Source organism: Paenibacillus aceris (assembly GCF_017874035.1).
GTDB classification, from domain to species: Bacteria; Bacillota; Bacilli; order Paenibacillales; family NBRC-103111; genus Paenibacillus_E; species Paenibacillus_E aceris.
This window is the reverse complement of the sequence record NZ_JAGGKV010000032.1, coordinates 1-19132: the sequence shown is the minus strand read 5'-3', so window position 1 is coordinate 19132 and position 19132 is coordinate 1. Positions and strand designations below refer to the sequence as shown.

16 protein-coding genes, 6 tRNA genes and 1 rRNA gene are annotated in these 19132 nt (G+C 48.6%); 7 read left to right on the top strand and 16 right to left on the bottom strand.

Features of this window, described 5'->3' with window-relative positions:
- Positions 1-47: 47 nt before the first annotated feature.
- The gene (locus tag J2Z65_RS31995; protein ID WP_167064438.1) at positions 48-1706 is read right to left on the bottom strand and encodes a response regulator; all 1659 of its coding nucleotides are present in this window, start codon (positions 1704-1706) and stop codon (positions 48-50) included.
- Positions 1707-1938: 232 nt separating this feature from the next.
- Here J2Z65_RS31995 and J2Z65_RS31990 point away from each other — a divergent pair, with 232 nt between their 5' ends.
- From J2Z65_RS31990 to J2Z65_RS31975, 4 genes are all read left to right on the top strand, one after another.
- A complete protein-coding gene (locus J2Z65_RS31990) occupies positions 1939-2895 on the top strand; it encodes an AAA family ATPase (protein ID WP_167064435.1) in 957 nt (318 codons plus the stop codon).
- A 3-nt stretch (positions 2896-2898) separates the two neighbouring features.
- Positions 2899-4053, top strand: coding sequence for a DUF58 domain-containing protein (locus J2Z65_RS31985; RefSeq protein ID WP_167064432.1), 1155 nt, complete (start codon positions 2899-2901; stop codon positions 4051-4053).
- Positions 4013-5398, top strand: a complete 1386-nt coding sequence (locus J2Z65_RS31980; RefSeq protein ID WP_167064429.1) for a DUF4129 domain-containing protein — start codon at positions 4013-4015, stop codon at positions 5396-5398. The genes J2Z65_RS31985 and J2Z65_RS31980 overlap by 41 nt, the downstream gene beginning before the upstream one ends.
- Positions 5399-5546: 148 nt before the next feature.
- Positions 5547-5717 carry a hypothetical protein gene (locus J2Z65_RS31975; RefSeq protein WP_167064426.1) on the top strand — a complete coding sequence of 57 codons (171 nt, stop codon included), beginning with the start codon at positions 5547-5549 and terminating at the stop codon, positions 5715-5717.
- Between the two features lie 119 nt (positions 5718-5836).
- Here the strand turns inward: J2Z65_RS31975 and J2Z65_RS31970 are convergent, their stop codons facing one another.
- A complete protein-coding gene (locus J2Z65_RS31970; RefSeq protein ID WP_167064423.1) occupies positions 5837-6112 on the bottom strand; it encodes a zinc ribbon domain-containing protein in 276 nt (91 codons plus the stop codon).
- A gap of 190 nt (positions 6113-6302) precedes the next feature.
- Between J2Z65_RS31970 and hprK the strand changes: the two genes are divergently transcribed.
- Positions 6303-7211 (top strand): HPr(Ser) kinase/phosphatase, encoded by a 909-nt coding sequence (gene hprK, locus J2Z65_RS31965; RefSeq protein WP_167064420.1) that lies wholly within the window; start codon positions 6303-6305, stop codon positions 7209-7211.
- Positions 7212-7259: 48 nt separating this feature from the next.
- Here hprK and J2Z65_RS35820 read toward each other — a convergent pair whose 3' ends face one another.
- A complete protein-coding gene (locus J2Z65_RS35820) occupies positions 7260-7388 on the bottom strand; it encodes a hypothetical protein (RefSeq protein WP_275691068.1) in 129 nt (42 codons plus the stop codon).
- Positions 7389-7539: 151 nt separating this feature from the next.
- Between J2Z65_RS35820 and J2Z65_RS31960 the strand changes: the two genes are divergently transcribed.
- Positions 7540-8535 (top strand): hypothetical protein, encoded by a 996-nt coding sequence (locus J2Z65_RS31960; RefSeq protein WP_167064417.1) that lies wholly within the window; start codon positions 7540-7542, stop codon positions 8533-8535.
- A 40-nt stretch (positions 8536-8575) separates the two neighbouring features.
- On the opposite strand, the gene J2Z65_RS31955 is transcribed toward J2Z65_RS31960, so the two are convergent.
- From J2Z65_RS31955 to J2Z65_RS31930, 6 genes are all read right to left on the bottom strand, one after another.
- A complete protein-coding gene (locus J2Z65_RS31955; protein ID WP_240159922.1) occupies positions 8576-10570 on the bottom strand; it encodes a transglycosylase domain-containing protein in 1995 nt (664 codons plus the stop codon).
- A gap of 395 nt (positions 10571-10965) precedes the next feature.
- Positions 10966-11844 carry an aldo/keto reductase gene (locus tag J2Z65_RS31950; protein ID WP_167064411.1) on the bottom strand — a complete coding sequence of 293 codons (879 nt, stop codon included), beginning with the start codon at positions 11842-11844 and terminating at the stop codon, positions 10966-10968.
- 150 nt (positions 11845-11994) lie between these two features.
- Entirely contained in the window at positions 11995-13656 is a 1662-nt protein-coding gene (locus J2Z65_RS31945; protein WP_167064408.1) for a thiamine pyrophosphate-binding protein, read from the bottom strand.
- Between the two features lie 6 nt (positions 13657-13662).
- A complete protein-coding gene (locus tag J2Z65_RS31940; protein WP_167064405.1) occupies positions 13663-15456 on the bottom strand; it encodes a GAF domain-containing sensor histidine kinase in 1794 nt (597 codons plus the stop codon).
- A 27-nt stretch (positions 15457-15483) separates the two neighbouring features.
- Positions 15484-16374, bottom strand: a complete 891-nt coding sequence (locus J2Z65_RS31935; protein ID WP_167064402.1) for a diguanylate cyclase — start codon at positions 16372-16374, stop codon at positions 15484-15486.
- Positions 16375-16412: 38 nt separating this feature from the next.
- Complete coding sequence (locus tag J2Z65_RS31930; RefSeq protein ID WP_167064398.1) at positions 16413-17450, bottom strand: HD-GYP domain-containing protein; 1038 nt, start codon at positions 17448-17450, stop codon at positions 16413-16415.
- Positions 17451-17804: 354 nt separating this feature from the next.
- Between J2Z65_RS31930 and J2Z65_RS31925 the strand changes: the two genes are divergently transcribed.
- On the top strand, positions 17805-18377 hold the full coding sequence (locus J2Z65_RS31925; protein ID WP_167064395.1) for a DUF1697 domain-containing protein: 573 nt from the start codon (positions 17805-17807) through the stop codon (positions 18375-18377).
- Positions 18378-18444: 67 nt separating this feature from the next.
- On the opposite strand, the gene J2Z65_RS31920 is transcribed toward J2Z65_RS31925, so the two are convergent.
- From J2Z65_RS31920 to rrf, 7 genes are all read right to left on the bottom strand, one after another.
- Positions 18445-18518 (bottom strand) — tRNA-Pro (locus tag J2Z65_RS31920).
- A 27-nt stretch (positions 18519-18545) separates the two neighbouring features.
- Positions 18546-18622 (bottom strand) — tRNA-Arg (locus J2Z65_RS31915).
- Between the two features lie 8 nt (positions 18623-18630).
- Positions 18631-18705, bottom strand: a tRNA-Gly gene (locus tag J2Z65_RS31910).
- Between the two features lie 43 nt (positions 18706-18748).
- Positions 18749-18828 (bottom strand) — tRNA-Leu (locus tag J2Z65_RS31905).
- A 19-nt stretch (positions 18829-18847) separates the two neighbouring features.
- Positions 18848-18923: transfer RNA gene (locus J2Z65_RS31900), tRNA-Lys, on the bottom strand.
- 8 nt (positions 18924-18931) lie between these two features.
- Positions 18932-19008, bottom strand: a tRNA-Met gene (locus J2Z65_RS31895).
- 45 nt (positions 19009-19053) lie between these two features.
- Positions 19054-19132: ribosomal RNA gene (gene rrf, locus J2Z65_RS36220) — 5S ribosomal RNA — on the bottom strand; the annotation flags it as partial.

Here is a 19132-nt window from a genome sequence, read left to right as displayed (position 1 = left end):
CAGCTCTCTCACTTTTCGTATCAAAACTAACCCCCCGCTCCTTGACCCTACTGCCCTTTCACACTGTTATTGCGATATTCTTTCGGGGAAACACCGACATTTTTGCGGAATGAAAAGCTGAAATAATTGGCATCGGCATAGCCCACTTTTTCAGCAATCTCCAGTGCCTTCATATCTGTGGTGCGCAGCAGCTCCTTCGCCGCTTCCATGCGGATATGGTTTAAGTAGTTCACGAAGGTCATTTTCGTCTCTTTTTTGAAAATACTGCTGAAATATCCCGCGCTAATATGCAAATGACTGCATACTTTATTAATTGTGATATCGCCTTCGTGATAATGGTTCTTCGTATAGTCTTTGGCCATCTCGACCAAGTTCTTATAGGTATATTGGCGATCCGTAGCGATATGGTTCATCATCGAGGCGCACAGTTCAGCAAGCCAGTGCTTCGCTTCTTCTAAGGACGTGAACTTATTGATCTCTGTAAAAGGAACGAAATTATCGCCGAATACCTCGTCCACATTCAAATTCGAGTCCTTAGCCGCCTTCAAAATACAAGTTAATATCTCAAGCAAATAAATCTGGTAATCCTTGACGGAAACAGCCCCTTCAATCCCCTGAAACAGCTCGTCCATCGTCTCCCGGATCTCCTGATTCGTCCCGACCTTAATGCAGCGCGTCAAGGCGTGCTCTTTCACGTCATCAAAACGGACTTTCTCTACGCTGCGCGTCTCCACATCATCGATGGAAATGATCCGGTTATTGCCAAGGATAAGTCTGTAATCCAGCGCCAGCACAGCGTCTTCATACGAATAGCTGATTTTGGTCACATCCTTCATGACCGTTCCAATGCCAACCGTTAAAGTAAATTTCAAATATTTTTCCACATTCTGCCGCACTTCTTCGAGCACCTTCATGGTCTCTTGCAGTGCGGTTTCCCTGTCTTCGCTCTCCCTTGCAGCCAAGACGACCACTTGATCGTGATGCATGAAAACAAGGCCAAGACGGCGTTTATCCACGATTTCTTCGGTAATATTTAAGAGGGCAAAATATTTCAGCGCCTGATCTGCCGAATATTTCAGCGAAACGGACTTGGACAGCTCCTCCCGATTCTCCAGTTCCTCTTCAGGGATTAGCGCCCCGTCTATGCTCATTACAGCAGCGACGAAGCTTCGGCCATTTAGTTCAATTCCATAGTTTGCCGCCTTCTGGTACACTTCTTCGCGCGGGAGCTTGCGGTTCATGAGCGTCGCCAAAAAATTCTCCTTGAGCACAGGCATGCTCTTGCGGTAATGCTCCATTAGCAGTTGAACATTTTCCCGGTGCGCCACTTCCTCCTGAATCTGCCCCTTCACCTTCAGCAAAGCATTAATGAGCTCCTGCGCGGAGAAAGGCTTAAGCACATACTCATCAATGTGCAGCTTTATCGCCCTCTGGGCATACTCAAACTCATCATGTCCCGTGAGAATGATGAGCTTAATCGTTGGAAAGCGCTCTCGAATCGCTTCAGCCAACTGAAGCCCATTCATGAACGGCATCTGAATGTCCGTTACGACGACGTCCGGCTGTAATCTCTCAACCATTTCCAGCGCTTCCCTGCCGTTCTCTGCTTTCTCAATGACCTCGAACCCGATGGCGTCCCAATTTACTTCGCGGACAACCCCTTCTCGCACGTCTTCTTCATCATCGACTAAAATTAACTTGTACATCTTCGCCCCCCTAAACATTTACATATAAAGCGATTAATTGTCAGTAATTAGTAATTGAGCTTTTTATCCATATTGTACTAACTGCCTATGGAATACACAACAGGCTTAGTAAACGCAGAGGAAGTAATAGGAGGAAGTCATAGTAAAATTCACCTGCCCTCTGTTAAAATGGTTAGGACAGCACTTATGTACCCATTTACATATCATTTTATGATTTGAGGAGGAACAGCCGTTGGATTTCGCACAAATAGGACGAATTGCTACGCTCATCAAAGAAAATGTAGGTAAAGTCATTGTAGGAAAAGACGATACGGTCGAGTTGATGGTTATCGCCCTCATTGCTTCCGGGCATGTGCTGCTCGAGGATGTGCCGGGCACAGGAAAAACACAGCTGGCTAAAGCGCTGGCCCGCTCCCTTGACGGTACGATGAAGCGCATCCAGTTCACGCCCGACCTGCTGCCTTCAGATGTTAGCGGCATTAACTTTTACAATCAGAAGCTAGGCGAATTCGAATTCCGCCCAGGACCGCTATTTGCTCACATCGTGCTCGCCGATGAAATAAACCGCGCCACGCCGCGCACACAATCCGCATTGCTGGAAAGTATGGAGGAGCGCCAAGTTAGTATCGACGGAGAAACGCGCACTCTCGAAGCGCCGTTCCTCGTCATCGCCACACAGAACCCGGTCGAGAATCAGGGGACGTTCCCGCTGCCGGAAGCCCAGCTCGACCGCTTCCTGATGAAGCTCTCGCTCGGCTACCCGTCTGCGGCGGAGCAGGTCCAGATCTTAAAGCGCTACCAGCAGCAGGATCCGCTTGATCAGCTGCTGCCGGTTGTTGGGCGCGCTGAGCTGCTCGAAGCGCAGCGCTTGTTCACACAGGTGCGCATCGGGGACGAGCTGCTGCAGTATCTCGTGCAGCTCGCGGAAGCTACGCGCGCGCATGCGGATGCCGCACTCGGCGTCTCGCCGCGCGGCGTGCGCGCCTTGATGAAGGCGGCGCAGGTGTACGCGGCGCTGCGCGGCCGCGACTATGTGCTGCCGGACGACATCAAGGCGCTGGCAGGGCCCGTCTGGGCGCACCGCATCCTGCTGCGCACGCGGTCTCGCCAGCAGGACCAGCAGGTGCAGTCGCTGCTGGCGGGCATCCTTGCGGCAACCCCCGTGCCGACGGAAGTGAAGCTGAGGTAGCGGATGGGTATCTCTTGGATTCTGCTCATCGCCGCCCTTCTGTTCCTTCTTCAACATGTCGTTTTCAACCGTTGGGGGTTTCGCGGCCTCACGATTAAACGTACGTTCAATCAGGCGTACTGTCATGCCGGAGATCGCATCGAAATGATCGAAACCATTCAGAACCGCAAGCTGACTCCCATTCCATGGCTTCGCCTGGAGTCCACAATCCATGCCGGACTTCGTTTCGCGAAGATGAGCAATCTCGCGGTGAGCAGCGGAGCGATTTTCCAAAATCATCGCAGTTTGTTCAGTCTGATGCCGTATACCCGAATCGTTCGGCGTCATCAGGTAATCTGCGCGAAACGAGGCTGGTATAAGCTTGAAACCGTATCCGCTTCCATCGGGGATCTGGTCGGGACGCAGGCCGCTACGAGGAGTCAGCGATTAGACGTAGAGCTCCTCGTGTATCCTCGCTTGGTGAGCCGGGATGACATCCCGCTTCTCTCCAGCCGGTGGCAAGGGGACATTACGGTGAAGCGATGGATCATGCCCGACCCGTTTCTCGTTTCCGGCGTTCGGGAGTATCGCTATGGCGATACGATGAACAGCATTCACTGGAAGGCAACGGCCCGCAGCCAGAGACTCCAGGTCTATAATCGGGAGTTCACAGCAGACCCGAGACTTTTCATCATCGTCAATACCCAAATAACCGCCACGATGTGGGATGCCGTGAGTGACCCCGAGCTCGTTGAGATCGGGTTGTCCTACGCTGCCACACTGGCCGAATATGCCATTAGCCAAGGGGTTCCTGTCGGCTTCGGCTATAACGGCTCTCTTACTGGCCAACCCGGTACTCCTGTCCATATCTCTCCCGCAGGCGGTCACCCGCATTTGGCCTATCTGTTCGAAACGATGGCAAAGCTAGCCATCTCCTACACCCGTTCCTGCAGCGACTTTCTGGATGAGTGCATCCTGCAGGAAGGGAGCGCCTTGGACATCATTTTGCTGACCGCCTTCGTTTCTGATGCGGTTGAAGAAAGCATTCAACAGCTTGAAGCATCGGGGCATACCGTCTTTATCGTTCCCTTGCAGCACGGACTTCTAAACCTGCATGAAAAGGAGGAGAGTCCATTCGATGTCAACGCCGCCGCTTCAGGTGCAAGATCTGCAAACTAACAAAGAGAAGGATGCTTATCTTAGAGTCTTTAGGTACTCTCTCCTGTTCGGTGCTGCCGAACTCATCCTATTCTCGCCTCTTGTCGTAACTGTGCATATCTATTTGTCAGGAATACAGCTTTGGCAGTTGATTCTGCAGTTCTTCCTCGTTTTTGTAGCAGGCAGCTTCTTGGGGTACATGAAGTGGCTATCTCGCACGCTTTACGAGCTTATGGGCTGCGCATTGGCTGGTTGTATAGCAGCCTATCTTTTTCAAGGGAACAATTGGCACAGTTGGGTCTGTGCAGGTATCGGCATGCTGCTTGCTTATCGCGGCATTCGCGGCACGAAAGCCGGCTGGGCCTCCATCTTCCCCGGAGCTTCATTTGCTGTTGCAGGCTCGGTGTATTTCATCGGTGTACCTATCATGGGACATCAAGCTGCCTTTCAGCCTTACATGGGCTGGATGAATGGACTCGGATTCGTTTCGCTCATCATCTTTTTCTTTGCTTTGCATCGTACCCGGCTGCTGATGGCAACATTGGCCGTTGATGAGCGGGCGGCATCTTCCTCCTTATCGGAGACCGTGAAGCGCTCCAGCCGCATTTGGTTAATCGCATTAATTATTCTCATATTCGCCGTTGCCTATTTCCAACAGTTAAAGCAGGGGATCGTTGCCGGTTTACGCGCTGCGATCATTTGGCTGCTGCATCTTATGCAGTCCGATCCGCCGGCGGAAGCTCCACCGGAGCCCAGCCCTTCCGCTGCACCGCCGCTCCTGCCACCCGCCGCTGCCGCTGAACCGAGCTGGTGGGACAACCTATTACACGCGGTTCAGATCGTCTTCGGATATCTGATCGTTATTGCCTTAATCGTCCTCGCCATTTATGTGATTGTATCCAAACTCGTGCCTGCTGTGACTGCTCTCCTGAGACGATTATTAAATCGTTCTCTCAGCAGTAAGCAAGACATCGAATCAGAGGGTTTCATTGATGAAAAAGAAGCGCTTGTGGATTGGAAAGGACTGCCGCGCCTGTGGTGGCAGCAAGTGCGAAAAGGAAGGAACAAGGAGCGGAGCTACGCGAAGAAATGGTCGCTTTTGCCGAATAATCGGGAACGCATTCGCTTTCTTTACCGGCTCTTGATCGAGCGTGCCGCGCAAGGCGGGTATACATTTAAAGAAGCCTTAACCCCGAACGAAACGGAACAAGATCTTAGCCAAGGAAAGCAGCTGACTTCTGAGACCGTTCATGCCATTACAACGGCTTACAACCAAGTGAGGTACGGAGAAACGGAAGTCTCCGATGCCCAGCTGGATCAGGTGCTGCAAGCGGTCGAGCCTAGTCTTCGCAATCACTTGAAATAGCCAAATTCACCTAATTCGTAAACCAAAAAAAGGCTGTGCAGCATCGAACTGCATGGCCTCCTTTCCTTTTTTATGAAAAATCGTCACATTCCTTCTCTCAGCCGCATATGCATAATTGTTTGAATACAATTGATGAGGTGGTTTTGAGATGTTAGCATTAAAAACTAGCTGTGAAAGAGAAGAAGTCGTTCAAACTTTATGTGAGATGGGCTTGGATCAAATCGCAAGATGGATCATGGTTTTGCCTGAAGACCGGTGGGAAAGCATGTTTCTCTCGACATGGCCAACACTTGCGAAAAAATGCGGCTACAACAGGTAAGCTGCTTTTACATAATCATACGAAACGACCAACATGTCTTACGCACTGTGCGCTTCTTGCATGGGGCGTTTTTTTTTTGAGCTTTTACTTGAGTTTTTGTTGCGTATAGTTGTTTCCCGTTATTTGTTCGCTTTCGCTAACCATCTTTGCAGCTTATGAATATTTCGTGTAAAAAGCCCTGTCAGGAAACGGGGAAAGCCGAATTCCACAAGCTTTTGCTTCACGAGCTCCTTCATTTGCTGAGCGGTCATATCAGGCTGTGTGAATTCGCCGTTTTGATAACAATGACTGCAATAAACCTTACTCTTCGCTCCTGACTTCTCCGTTCCTCCACCTTGTTCATCACGAGCTAACGGCATCCCGCAGCTTTGGCAGTTTTTATAGGCAGCATCCATGTTGTCGTACCTCCTCATTGGTTTCTTGTTACTATCATACCAAGGCTGTTTTCAAAAGCAATGCATATTTTGACAGGATCTGCCGCCAACTGACAGATAGACATGTATTCAAGCGCTTTCACAGGAGGATTCTGGCTGGTAGCAGGCGAATGATATACAATGTCATATTTAAATAAAGGAGGGACAGGTTGTGAAGCCCGTCACAGTCAAAGATTTGGTCGAGCGCTTCTCGCTCGAAGTACTTGCCGGACACTCGGAACTGCACCGTCCGATTACCAAAACAAAGGCGCATCGCCCCGGACTTGAGTTTGTCGGCTATTTCGAATATTTCCCGCAAGCGCACGTTCAGCTATTAGGCCGCAAAGAGATTACTTATTTGCACAAGCTCAGCGAACATGAAAGAAATCTTCACATCGGTAATATTGTCAAATATCACCCGCCTTGTTTCGTCGTCACGAGAAACCAAGAAGGCTTAAAATATTTAACGAAATATTGCGAGGAAGAGCGCATCCCGCTTCTCCGAACGGCCGCCGCTACAAGTAAGTTTCAGGATCTTGTAGATTTATTTCTCAGTAAAACCTTAGCGGAAGAGATTGCGGTTCACGGTGTTTGCGTCAACGTATCGGGGATTGGCATTTTGCTGCGCGGCAAGTCCGGGGTAGGCAAAAGCGAAACCGCCCACACGTTGATCCGCCGGGGACACCGTCTTGTTGCCGATGATATTGTTGTGCTGAAGAAGATCAGCCAAGAGACGCTGCTGGGCACGCACAACGGGAAGACCAAGGAATTCCTGGCGCTTCGCAGCATAGGCCTTATTAACGTTTCGCGACTCTACGGACGCAAAGCGTTTCAAGATGAGACGCGGATCGTGCTCGATATTGAGCTGACCAAGTGGCAGGAGCATGCGCTCAACAACGATTTGGAGCTTGAGCCTGCTTTCACGGATTATATGGATATCAAAATTCCGCATATCGAAATCCAGCTTCAGCCGGGACGGGACGTTGCCGGACTTGTTGAGGCCGCGGCTAACAGCTGGTATTTGCGCCAGCAAGGATACAGTGCCGCTGAAGAGTTCATGCAGCGACTGCAAAGCGACTAAAAAAGAGCTGTCCGAAAGGTCTTATTAGATCTTCCGGGCAGCTCTTTTTTATTTCACTTTCTCCCTTTTCGTTAGCCAGGTTGGTGTACCAATCCTGATCGTAAGCTCCTTGTGTTCGTGCTTCTCCCACTTTCTCCAGCCCCATTCTTGCCACAGCTGGTACGGATTACTTAGCATGTGGACAACCTCCCCACTTTGGATAACGCTACCTTACCTTCTTCTTATCCAGAATATGGGTGGATTCAACTCCAGCCCATATTAGTTACACACATTCGCACCGTCCCAAAACAACCTTCTACACCGAAAGCTGTTAGTGGAGGTGTATTACATGTTTATACGCAAAAAATTACCATTCATCATCGTTTCCATTACGCTGGTAGCTTTAGCCCTTTGCGGGTGGACTGCTTATGCGGCAACTGCGCCCAACAACTCAGCTATTTCCACGTCGGTAAACGGTACATTCAAATCGGTTAGTACGGATGCTGTCACCATTACCACGAATACCGGAGATCAAACGGTGCCTCTGGCTAAATCAGTTTGGGTTTATCGGAATGACCAGAAGGCCCAGTTAACAGACTTAAAAACAGGAGATCAGATTGAATTAATCCTAAATAGCAAGCAGCAGGCCGCTTATGTCAAAGCGTCTACCACTGTGGTACAGGAGGCGGTACCATCACCATCGCCAACGGCATCGGCATCGGCAGCACCTGTGACTGCGACCCCGGAGCCAACGCAGACCCCTGCACCAGTGGCGCAAGTGACTGCATCCGCCCCGCCGGCACCGGCTTCACAGCAGGATAAAGCGATTATCCCTGGATTGGAAGACATCGATTTGAACGTCGACGGGAAGCATTTCAAACTGCATATTAATCAGTCCAAGGGTGCTGCGGGAACAACGTATGACCTCAACATTAAGCCCGACGGTGCTGGTATGATTCATCTCAAGGGCGAAGAAGCCGCTGAGTGGATTCAGAAGCTGCTGGCTTCCGTTGATCTCAAATCGGGAGACGCTGAACAGAAAATCGCGGGGCTGCTTGCCACCCACTACAACTTGGATGCGAGCAAGTTGAATGTTCATATGAAAACGAAATGGGCACAGCAGCAAGTTCAGATGCAACAGCAAGTTCAGAAGCAGCAGAAAGAAGATAATGATGGCGATGACGACCATCAAGCCGATCAAAATGAGCGTAAAGACGTGAATAAAAACGACAATAAAGATGCTCATAAAGATGATCACAAAGACGATAACCAAAATAAACAGCGCGGTAAAGAAGATCATAAATCGAATCAGAAAGCGCGCAGCAACGGTCAACACGATGATTAAGAAAAAGCCGTCCGGATCCCTAAGGAGCCGGCGGCTTTTTTTACTTGTCTTTTTCTTTCTTCCCCTTGCCGTGACCGTGTTCGGGAGGTTTCTTATTTTCCTTCTCGGGTTTCCCTGAGGGCTGATTGGAGATAGAAGAGGCTGCTTCCTGGCCCACGATCGGCATATCGAACGGTACGATCGGAACTTGCGCTAACGCTTTGTTCATGATCTCCCGAAATAAGACAGCAGGCACTGCACCGCCGGAAGTCGTCAAATAATGATCCTTGTCGGTGCGGTCATAGCCGACCCACACCGCCGCCGTCAGCTCCGGCGTATACCCAACGAACCAGGCATCTTTGGCGCTGCCACTGCTGATGCCTTCAAACTCCTTTGTCTCCGGCAGCTGCGTCGTTCCCGATTTACCCGCCACCGGGCGGTTCATGGCGGCATTCTTTCCTGTTCCCTGCTGAACCGCGACTTGAAGCATCGAAGTCATAGCATAGGCCGTTTCGGGCTTCATGACCGGCACGCTCTTCTGTGCAGCCTGTACAAGCAGGTGGCCGTCACTCGTCTCTATTTTCACAATCGTATGGGCTTCATGGAGATTGCCCTTGGCGGCAAATGCGCTGAACGCCTGAGCCATTTGAAGCGGCGACACGCCCTCGGACAGGCCGCCTAGAGCAATACCGAGCTGCCGGTCTTGAGCGGGCAACGTGATGCCCAAGGATTTGGCAAATTGGAGTCCTTTATCAATGCCGATCTCATGAAGGAGCCAAACCGCCGGCACGTTCCATGAGGACACGACTGCCTCTTGCATCGTCACCTGCCCTCGTGTTTGATGATCCCAATCTTGAGGCTGGTACCCATCGATATTCAGCGGGCCGTCATATAAGCTTGTGAATGGCTGATACCCTTGTTCAAGCGCAGGACCGTAGACGACAATGGGCTTAAAGGATGAGCCCGGCTGGCGCTTCAACTGAGTCGCATGACTGAACCCCCGGAATACGCTGTCCCCTCTGCCGCCGGCCAGAGCCCGGATCCCGCCGGTCCGCTGATCGATGGCTGCGGCGCCGCTCTGAATAAGCTGGTCAGGCTTGCTAGCAGGAAAAAGGCTGTCATCTTTGTAGACCTCCGCTACCGCGTTCTGGATGGTAGGATCGAGCTCTGTTGTGATGCGCAAGCCACCCGTAAGCAGCTGCTCTTCCGTGAAGCCGTATACGCGAACAGCCTCACTAATGACCGCGTCCACGTAGGCGGGGTATCTGCCTTTCAGATCGTTGCCCTTCTCGGATTTCACCACACCGAGAGGTGCAGCCTTTGCGCTTTCGAACGCCTGCGGTGTAATTTTCCCTTCGTCCCGCATCAGCGCGAGCACCGTATTCCTGCGCTCCAGTGCCTGCACTTCGTCCTGAAACGGCGAGTACCGGCTAGGCGCCTTGGGCAGTGCGGCAAGCACTGCTGCTTCGGGCAAGGTAAGGTCCTGTACATTTTTATTAAAATACGTCTTCGCCGCCCCCTGCACCCCCCAGCTGCCTTCTCCGAAGTAGATGCTGTTTAGATACATCTCCAGTATTTCATCCTTGCTGTACGACGTATCGATTTTGATCGCGTACGCCGCTTCACGCAATTTACGGCCCAGCGTTTTGTCCGCATTGAGAAAAAGGTTCCGCGCCAGCTGTTGAGTAATCGTACTCGCGCCCTCCGAGTAGCTGCCCCGAAGCACATCGCGTCCCACTGCACGCATAATCGATTTCATATCGATGCCCGTATGGGAATAAAATCTCCGATCCTCTACAGACACTATGGCATCCGTCAGTACCTTCGGCATTTGGGATACCGGGACTGGATCTATTTTCGACGACGAGAGCTGCGCAGCAGCTTTGCCGTTTTTGTCCAACACCAGCGTCGCTTCCGGAAGAGGCTGGTTTAATTTCGACACATCGAGCCCGCTAATGTAGGAATAACCCGCCACACATATGGCAATTCCCCCCACAATTACCATGCCGCAGCTGATAAGCCAAAACCTTTTGCTTCTCCATAATCGTTTAACCATCTTAACTTCCCCCTTATATTCACCCATAGGTATTCGTTCCCTGTCTTATGTAAGCGACGCAGGAGGGGGACCAATTCGTGTCAATTTTGTGGTGTTGAGGGGGTGTGGCCCTTTAGATTTAAGCTTGTTTTATATATCGCTAACTCAGTCAGGTTGCAGGGTTTGCGAAAGTTAACGATGTAAATCATCATTTCAGCATAAATTCTAGGCAGCCGTAGCACCTTAGACGGCCTTTTCGGACGTCTCAAATCCCCACCGGCCATCTCATCCGACACAGCCTTTCACTACCTCTCCCGACCTCTTTCTCGCCCATCACTCCCCCTAATCCTCAATCACCAACCCCCAAAAAACAAAAAAAGCACCTTCCCCATTCAGGAAAAGGTGCCTAACCTAACTCATGCAATCGAAGTCGGTGCTCCGAACACGGACGTATAACCGCTGATCCCGCTTAAGATACGCTCGGCTTCTTCATTCTTCATAGACCCGTATCGCTCGACGGCATCAACAATTTTAGGGAACAAATGAATATCCCCTGCACTTGCAAAACCGCATATCCCAGGGAACGACAGGACAAAATGCACACAAGCATCAATAACCTGCTGCTGGTCAAACGGCTCATACCACGTCGCATAAGGACGCTCCTGTCCTTCAGCCCATGGTGCTTTCGCGATGGCTTTAATGACTCGAACAGCCACTTGCTGCTTGCCCGCCTCTGCCATCAAAGCATCAAAAGCCTCGCGGTACTCCGGCAAGTTGTACATATAGTAGTTCAGAGGCAGCAGCACCGTCGCAAAGGGAAATCTATGTAACGCTTCCAAATGAACAATTGGCGCTTCATGCCCGTGTCCGGTAATGCCTATTTCCTTTACGATGCCTTCCGCTTTCGCTTCCAAAGCAGCCTCCAGCGCGCCGCCCTTCTCCGTGCAGCGATCCAGCTCTTCCATCGTGCCCACGGCATGCAGTTGAAGTAAGTCAACCGAATCTACCTTCATACGCTCCAAAGAGCGATAAATCTCTTCCTTCGCTTCCTTCTTCGATCTTTGTCCTGTTTTCGTGGCCAGAAAAATCTCTCCGCGCACCTGGCTAATCGTAGGTCCCATGCGCAACTCAGCATCGCCATAGCTGGCAGCTGTATCAAAATGGTTCACCCCATGCTGCAGGGCATAAGCAATCGATGCGTCCGCTTCCTCCTGCTTCACATTACCAAGACTTGCGGCACCAAACATAACGACTGAGCTTTCGTAATTCAAACGACCTATTGTTCGTTTCAACATGGATGAAGCGCCCCTTCCTTATTGTTCTTACTCCCTCTAACCATATCATTTCTAGAACCAAGAATACAATCGCCGCCCATTTTACACGACAAAAAACTCTCGGAAACTAGCTGAACGCCAGCATCCAAGAGCTTAAACGAGCAACTCTAATTAATACGTTGCCCCTTGCAAAAACTTCACTCTTTCCCCCATAGGAGGAATTTCGTTCCCATCCACAATCACTTCTACAACAACTGGACCACCGGAAGATAACCACTCTTTCACCTGTTCACTCTGCAATTGATCAAGCGATGTAATCTCAGCATGACGTAATCCAAGGGACCGGGCAATTCCAGCAATACTTACCCGCTCTTGCGAGAAATCATCGAGGCAGCGTTTGTATTGCAGCATATGACCATGATAGACCATCCCCAAGCGGGCATTATTGATGACGACAAAAAGGATCGGGAGCTGATACTCTTTCGCAGTCAGCACCTCTAAACCATGCATGAAGAAGCAGCCATCGCCTGTGATACAAATCGTTGGCCTGCTCGGCTCGGCTAGTTGAGCGCCGATAACTCCGCCTAGTCCGGAGCCCATACCTCCGAAATTGATGTCGATGTCAAACGCCTGGCCGCTTTCGATCAACAAATTTTGAATCGAGTAGGTCATGAATTCACCAATATCCAGGAAAAATCGGGTATCCTTCGGAGCAGCAGCACTAAGACTGCGGATGGCAGACCGTGTATTCCATTTCTCCTCACCCTGTTCGGATCCGGCAGCAGCCTCTGCCAAACCTGTGAGAATATCGCTGACAGCCGATTCATCCTCTTGTCCATCTTCAGACAGCTGATCAAGCAGCTCCGCGATCACCAGCTTAATTTCACCATGAACGGGATAATGGGTCTCGTAACATTTTCCAAGCTCACTGTGATCATAATCGATGTGAATAAGCTCTCGGCCTGCAACCAAACGCGGCTCCCAATTGCTGGTTGCCAACTCGCCCAAGCTCGAACCGATGATAAGCAGCACTTCGTGGTTGCCGCCATTCAAATAATCGCTTGCCTTGGGATTAGCAGAAAGGCCGTATCCCCCTAAGGACAGCGGGTGATTCTCAGGGAAGGCCCCCTTACCGCGAGGTGTTGTCGCAACGCCCCAACCAAGCGTTTCAGCAAATTGCACGATGCTGTCCGAAGCTGCTTTTGCCCCATTCCCGAGCAAAATGGCTCCACGTGAGCCAGCATCCTTAATACGCTGCGCAGCCGCCTCTACAGCCGCCAAATCCATAACTGGCTGCTGCACAGCCGGCAGCACCGGAAGCTCTCTGTCTCCGATGTCCGTCATTTGAATATCGATCGGAATCGCCAAATGAACAGGACCCGGCACACCGCTAATCGCGGTATGATAAGCCTCCGCCAGAATCTCCGGCAGCTTGTGAGGATCTAGCACGGTTCGGCTCATCTTCGTGATCGAGGCAAAGATCGGCTCCGCATACAACTCTTGCGCGCCGCCCTTGCCTAGCTTTGTGGAAGGAACCGATCCCGTGATAAAAATAACTGGCAGCTTCTGCTTCCAAGCATTTGCAGCCGGTGTTACCAAATTCGTCGCTCCTGGTCCGCTAGATGCTACACAAAGCGAAGGAATACCGGTAATTCTCGTATAAGAGCCTGCCATATAACCGGAGCTGTTCTCGTGCTTGGCTACAATCGGCTTAAGCTCCGGAATATCCATAAGGGCGTCATAGATCGCATTGATTGAGCCCGCCGGAATACCGAATACATATTTCACTCCTTGCTGTAAAAGAAATCTCAATCCTACTTCAATCGCCCGCATCGTCTTCTACTCCTTTCCTGTAGGTAGCGTAAATTTAAATACCGAACCTTGGCCTTCACTGCTCTCGAACCAAATGCGGCCGCCGTGAAGCTCAATCAGCTGCTTTGAAATCGCAAGTCCGAGACCCGTTCCATTGATTTGATTATTGGCTTGATAAAATTTCGTGAAAATATTTTTCTGCTTTTCAAAAGGGATCCCAATCCCGTTATCATGTACTTCCACGGTAAGTAAGCTATCCTCGAATTTCGTTCTTATCGTAATTACACCCAGAGGAGGCGTAAATTTAATCGCGTTCGAAAGCAAATTAAGCAGAATCTGCAGAATGCGTTGCTTATCAACACGAACAACGGTATCCTTATCCACTTCTGTCTCAACAACCAGGACTAATTTCTTTTTATTAATAAGCGACTGTACAATATGGACGGATTCCTTAACAATTTCATTAAAGTCCGCTTCCGTGTACATTAATTCGAATTTGCCGTTCTCCATTTTGGCGAAATCAAGCAGCTCGTTCACTTGATCAAGCAAACGATCAATAGATTTGGCAGCAATATCCAATAAATCCTTCTGAGAATCGTTGAGGTCGCCAAGAATGCCTTTTCCAAGAATATCAACAGATCCTTTGACCGCTGTAATCGGCGTACGCAGCTCATGCGACAGGGTCGCGATGAAGTCACTTTTAAGCTCGTTCAGATGCTCCAGCTCCCGCACTAGTCCCTCTAACTTGAAGTTAGCCTGTTGTAACTCAATGGAACGTTCATGCACGGAATGGTCTAACGTCTCCGTATGCTGCGCATTGGATAATGCAGTTGCCGTCGCATCCGAAATAGACTGGCAGAACTCCAAAAGGCTGGCTTCATACTTCCTTTGCTTACCGATCGACGGAATCGCAACAACACCATACACAGAACCTTTGGCAACAAGCGGGAACACCATGATACTTTTGATATCAAAGGATACGAAGGCTTTATGATTAGGACGCGGGTCCGCATAAACATCCTCGATCGCTGCTGATTTTTTCTCCGTGATGACTTCATACAACAGCCGGTCGTTTTCAATCGTTAACTTGACCTCGCGATGCTTTACCTTCCATTCGTCCATCGTCACATTTTCTGAGGACAACTGGTAGGGCTCAATCGTATGCTCTTTTTCATTGTACAAATGAATACCGATATCTTTCGATCCGCTTGCTTTGCGCATATAGTGGAAAAACGTGTTGAGCACATCTTTGACAGATAGTGACTCTGATAATGCTTTTGTCGCATCGAGAAGAAGCTGCTGCTTCTCCATTAGCAGTTGACGCTGCTCAAACATCCGAATATTGCGAATAGCCACGCTGGCCATATTAACGAAAGCTTCTGTCACTTCCATCTGCTCCGGCGTAATATTCATCGGTTTACCGAAATCATGGACGAAAACAAGACCAAACACCTCATTATCGACGATGACGGGAATACCTAAGATGGATTTAATTTTCAGCAGCTGTCTTTTGGACTGATCCAAACGGAGATCTACACTCGTATCTGAGATATAATCGCTGGATTGATTGCGCAAAATATCTCTTACAAACTCATCTTCCTTAGGATCAATCAATAATTCCGTAATATCGACAGGTAATTTATTTCCTTTATATCCCTTAAACGTACCATCTGGCTGCTTCAGGAAAAAACCAACCAGATCTGCCTGCGTAATCTCCCCTGCAATCGCATCTACGAAAACCTGCAAAATTTCTGACAGCTCAAACTGTGAATTTATGACTTTCGTCATCTGAAACAATTTCTGAAAACTCATAAGCTCCATGACCATACTTCCCTCATTCTCCTTTAATTAGCGAATCTTTATTTGATGTCTTCCACTGTTTTTAGCTCCGAGTAGGGCAGAATCAGCTTGTGAAATGATTTGCTCAAAACAGGTTGGATCGAAATTTTTGGTTAATCCGATACTCACTGAAAACTCTTGCGATTTATTAGGTGCAAGACTGACCTTTAAGCTATCTACTGCTTTAATGATACTGTCTGCTATCTCAACACAGTTCTCTTCACTTTGAAGCAAAACCAAATATTCATCGCCGCCATATCGAAACGCTAAATCGTGCTCGCTAGAAATCTTGGATAGTATGATCGTGGCAACTTCCCTTAGTACTTGATCTCCAACCAAATGGCCGAAATTATCATTAATGTCCTTAAAATAATCCATATCCACCATCATAGCGGCTTGGAATTGCTTCTTCCCCTCTTCGATCATTCGAATGGTTATATCGAGATATGCCCGATTATATAAACCGGTTAATGCATCCACATAGACAAGCTTGGCTAGCTGTTTATTGTCTTTTTTCAGGTTCTTTATTTTTGCTTTTTGATGGAGGGCAATTTCAACTTTCCGTTCCAGCACATCCAGATCAAAAGGCTTCGTCAAATAGTCAACAGCCCCTAATCGTAATCCTTGTAAAATGTCTTCTTTCTGCGCATTGGCCGATAAGAAAATAATGGGCGTGTCGAAATCAGCTTCTCCGGTTAATTGTTTGCATATTTCGAACCCGGTAATTTCAGGCATCATAACGTCCAACAAAATCAGATCAGGCATAATTTCCTTGATCATCGCTATGGCTTCTTTACCATCTTCTAAAGTAAAAATTTCATAGTGTAAGGAATTCAAAAAGATACGTAGTATATTTAAATTATGAGGTTCATCATCGATGATAAGAATACGACCGCTCATTCATCTATCCCATCTTTCATTACGATAATAGTGTTCTGTTAGCCATTCATTTGCATTTGCTCATCGATGATGCTCAAGAAAATCCTTACTAAGTTCTCGTCAAATTGTTTGCCTGCGTGGGTAAGCAGCTGCTCTCTCACCTCATGCACATGCAGCGAATTCCGATATACTCTCGTAGATGTCATGGCGTCGAATGCATCGGCGATACATACAATGCGCACCAGATAAGGGATATCCTTGCCGCTCAATTGATCCGGATACCCCCTCCCATCCATACGTTCATGATGCCACCTTACCATTGGCAAAAGATGCTCAACATCCGGCAGTTCCTTCAACAGTTCAAATCCGATCACTGGATGTTGGCGAATGACATTAAATTCTTCGTCCGTTAACCGGCCAGGCTTCATGAGAATATGATCGGGAATAGCTATTTTCCCAACATCGTGCAGCAGTGCCCCTAACTTTAGAGTTTCCAACTCAGCTTCACTTACTCCGGCCTTCGCTCCAAGCAGCGTAGAATAAAAAGCAACATTATAGCAATGATCGACTGTAAAGCTGTCTTTGACCCTAAGTGTATTAAAAAGACTTTCGTAGGCCTGCTGCTTCAGCACTTGCTTGCGGAATTGAATCTTTTTAATCAACTGCTCCATATGAAGCTTAATAAGATTGCATAGTTGCAATTGATCGTTATTCAGTTGGGTATCTGAAGGAAATGAGAATAGTAGGGCGCCGTACGAAGGGCCGTGCTTTATGTGAAATCCGTAGATACATTGATATCTGGATTTGATAAGATGTTCTCGAAGTATGTCGTCTGCCTCATACACCGACAAACGCGAACCTTCGGATATTCGGGAAAAAAACTGTGTTTGGAGAACTATGTACTTTAACTGCTCCATGACTGCTGTACTAATATTCACTGAATAAGACGCAGGGGTAATCTGGTGTTTCTCATCCATTAGAAAAAGAGAGATATGTTCACAACCAATTGATTTCTTGGCGATATCATTCAATTGGCCGATCGATTCGAAGATGGAATCAGAATTTATCACATTCTTGAAAAACAATGAATTCTGCATAGATGTTACCTCTTATTCTTCTCAAGTAGACTTCCCCGACAATTTAATTAGTACTAGTTCTTCTTTTTAAGGAGATTCTCCTCTATTATAAATAATTTTTTCCATAATTTTAATATTTTTTTACTTTACTAGTTATAATTTCACACATTATGAGCCGTTGCGTGATTGGTTTGGTCGATTAATGTCACATTACTCCCATCCACTCCAACCAACCATCTGGGACTTTCGATGTATTTTGACACACTCCATTCATTTTATCTTTAAACAGCTTCGTGCGACAGCTAATATACTGTGGTAAAGTATGGATATCCGGGGAATAATGCGAATGTATATGAAAAGAAAGAAGTGAAATTGATGGCAATCTATATCGCACTATTACGAGGCATTAATGTAGGCGGGAAAAACATCATCAAAATGGCTGAATTAAGAAGTACTTTTGAACAAATGGGGCTGCTTCGCGTTCAAACCTATATCCAAAGCGGCAATGTTCTGTTCGAGTCGGATGAGGATGAAGAATCGCTGCGCAAACGGATTGAGCTTGAGATAGACGCCGTTTTTCACATATCTTTAGCCGTCATTTTGAGAACAGCGGATGAACTGAACTTCATTGCTGCTAATTGCCCGTTCTCCGCAGATGAAATCGCTGAAGCGGAGACCTTGTCCGACGCTGAAAGCCTGTATGTTGCCTTCCTCCCTAAGGAACCTTCAATCGAAAGCTTGGCGCGACTTGAAATCTACCAAACAGAGAATGACCAGTTCCGAGCAAGAGGCAGAGAAGTCTACCTGCTATACTGGCATAGTATTCTAAAGTCTAAGCTCGCCAATAACCTTCCGAAGCTGGATGTTCCTGCAACCGTTCGAAATTGGAAAACGTTAAGTAAACTTGTTACTTTAGCAAACGCAATGGAAGACTCTGCTCGTCTTTAATCTAGACAGCATAAAAAGAAGCATAATCTCTCAGTAAATCTACTGATCAGATTATGCTTCTTTTGAATCGGGACGACACGATTTGAACATGCGACCCCCTGCTCCCAAAGCAGGTGCTCTACCAAGCTGAGCTACGTCCCGACACTTCTATGTATATCTTATAAAAAATGGCGCGCCCTGAGAGATTCGAACTCCCGACCTTTTGATTCGTAGTCAAATACTCTATCCAGCTGAGCTAAGGGCGCTTAAAATATGGAGCGGAAGACGGGGATCGAACCCGCGACCCTCGCCTTGGCAAGGCGATGCTCTACCGCTGAGCCACTTCCGCATAGGGATCCCCAAGGCATTGTGAACACCTTGGGGATAATTGATGCGCGTAGAGGGACTTGAACCCCCACGGTCGCCCGCTAGATCCTAAGTCTAGTGCGTCTGCCAATTCCGCCATACGCGCATACTGTAAAAAAGGCAAATGGTGAGTCATGTAGGATTCGAACCTACGACACCCTGATTAAAAGTCAGGTGCTCTACCAACTGAGCTAATGACTCATAATCATTGGTTGCGGGGGCAGGATTTGAACCTGCGGCCTTCGGGTTATGAGCCCGACGAGCTACCGGGCTGCTCCACCCCGCGTCATTGTAATAATACCTTTTGTTGTAAATACCCACAAGGGGTACTGCTTGGCAACGTTCTACTCTCCCAGAACCCTGCGGTTCAAGTACCATCGACGCTGGAGGGCTTAACGGTCGTGTTCGAG

Excerpts from the sequence above, each read along its gene's own strand:
- J2Z65_RS31925 (WP_167064395.1), top strand. The coding sequence starts at position 17,805 with ATGGCAATCTATATCGCACTATTACGAGGCATTAATGTAGGCGGGAAA.
- J2Z65_RS31950 (WP_167064411.1), bottom strand. The coding sequence starts at position 11,844 with ATGTTGAAACGAACAATAGGTCGTTTGAATTACGAAAGCTCAGTCGTT.
- J2Z65_RS31940 (WP_167064405.1), bottom strand. The coding sequence starts at position 15,456 with ATGGAGCTTATGAGTTTTCAGAAATTGTTTCAGATGACGAAAGTCATA.
- J2Z65_RS31975 (WP_167064426.1), top strand. The coding sequence starts at position 5,547 with ATGTTAGCATTAAAAACTAGCTGTGAAAGAGAAGAAGTCGTTCAAACT.
- J2Z65_RS31945 (WP_167064408.1), bottom strand. The coding sequence starts at position 13,656 with ATGCGGGCGATTGAAGTAGGATTGAGATTTCTTTTACAGCAAGGAGTG.
- J2Z65_RS31995 (WP_167064438.1), bottom strand. The coding sequence starts at position 1,706 with ATGTACAAGTTAATTTTAGTCGATGATGAAGAAGACGTGCGAGAAGGG.
- J2Z65_RS31930 (WP_167064398.1), bottom strand. The coding sequence starts at position 17,450 with ATGCAGAATTCATTGTTTTTCAAGAATGTGATAAATTCTGATTCCATC.
- J2Z65_RS35820 (WP_275691068.1), bottom strand. The coding sequence starts at position 7,388 with ATGCTAAGTAATCCGTACCAGCTGTGGCAAGAATGGGGCTGGAGAAAG.
- J2Z65_RS31985 (WP_167064432.1), top strand. The coding sequence starts at position 2,899 with ATGGGTATCTCTTGGATTCTGCTCATCGCCGCCCTTCTGTTCCTTCTT.
- J2Z65_RS31935 (WP_167064402.1), bottom strand. The coding sequence starts at position 16,374 with ATGAGCGGTCGTATTCTTATCATCGATGATGAACCTCATAATTTAAAT.
- J2Z65_RS31960 (WP_167064417.1), top strand. The coding sequence starts at position 7,540 with ATGTTTATACGCAAAAAATTACCATTCATCATCGTTTCCATTACGCTG.
- J2Z65_RS31980 (WP_167064429.1), top strand. The coding sequence starts at position 4,013 with ATGTCAACGCCGCCGCTTCAGGTGCAAGATCTGCAAACTAACAAAGAG.
- J2Z65_RS31955 (WP_240159922.1), bottom strand. The coding sequence starts at position 10,570 with ATGGTTAAACGATTATGGAGAAGCAAAAGGTTTTGGCTTATCAGCTGC.
- J2Z65_RS31970 (WP_167064423.1), bottom strand. The coding sequence starts at position 6,112 with ATGGATGCTGCCTATAAAAACTGCCAAAGCTGCGGGATGCCGTTAGCT.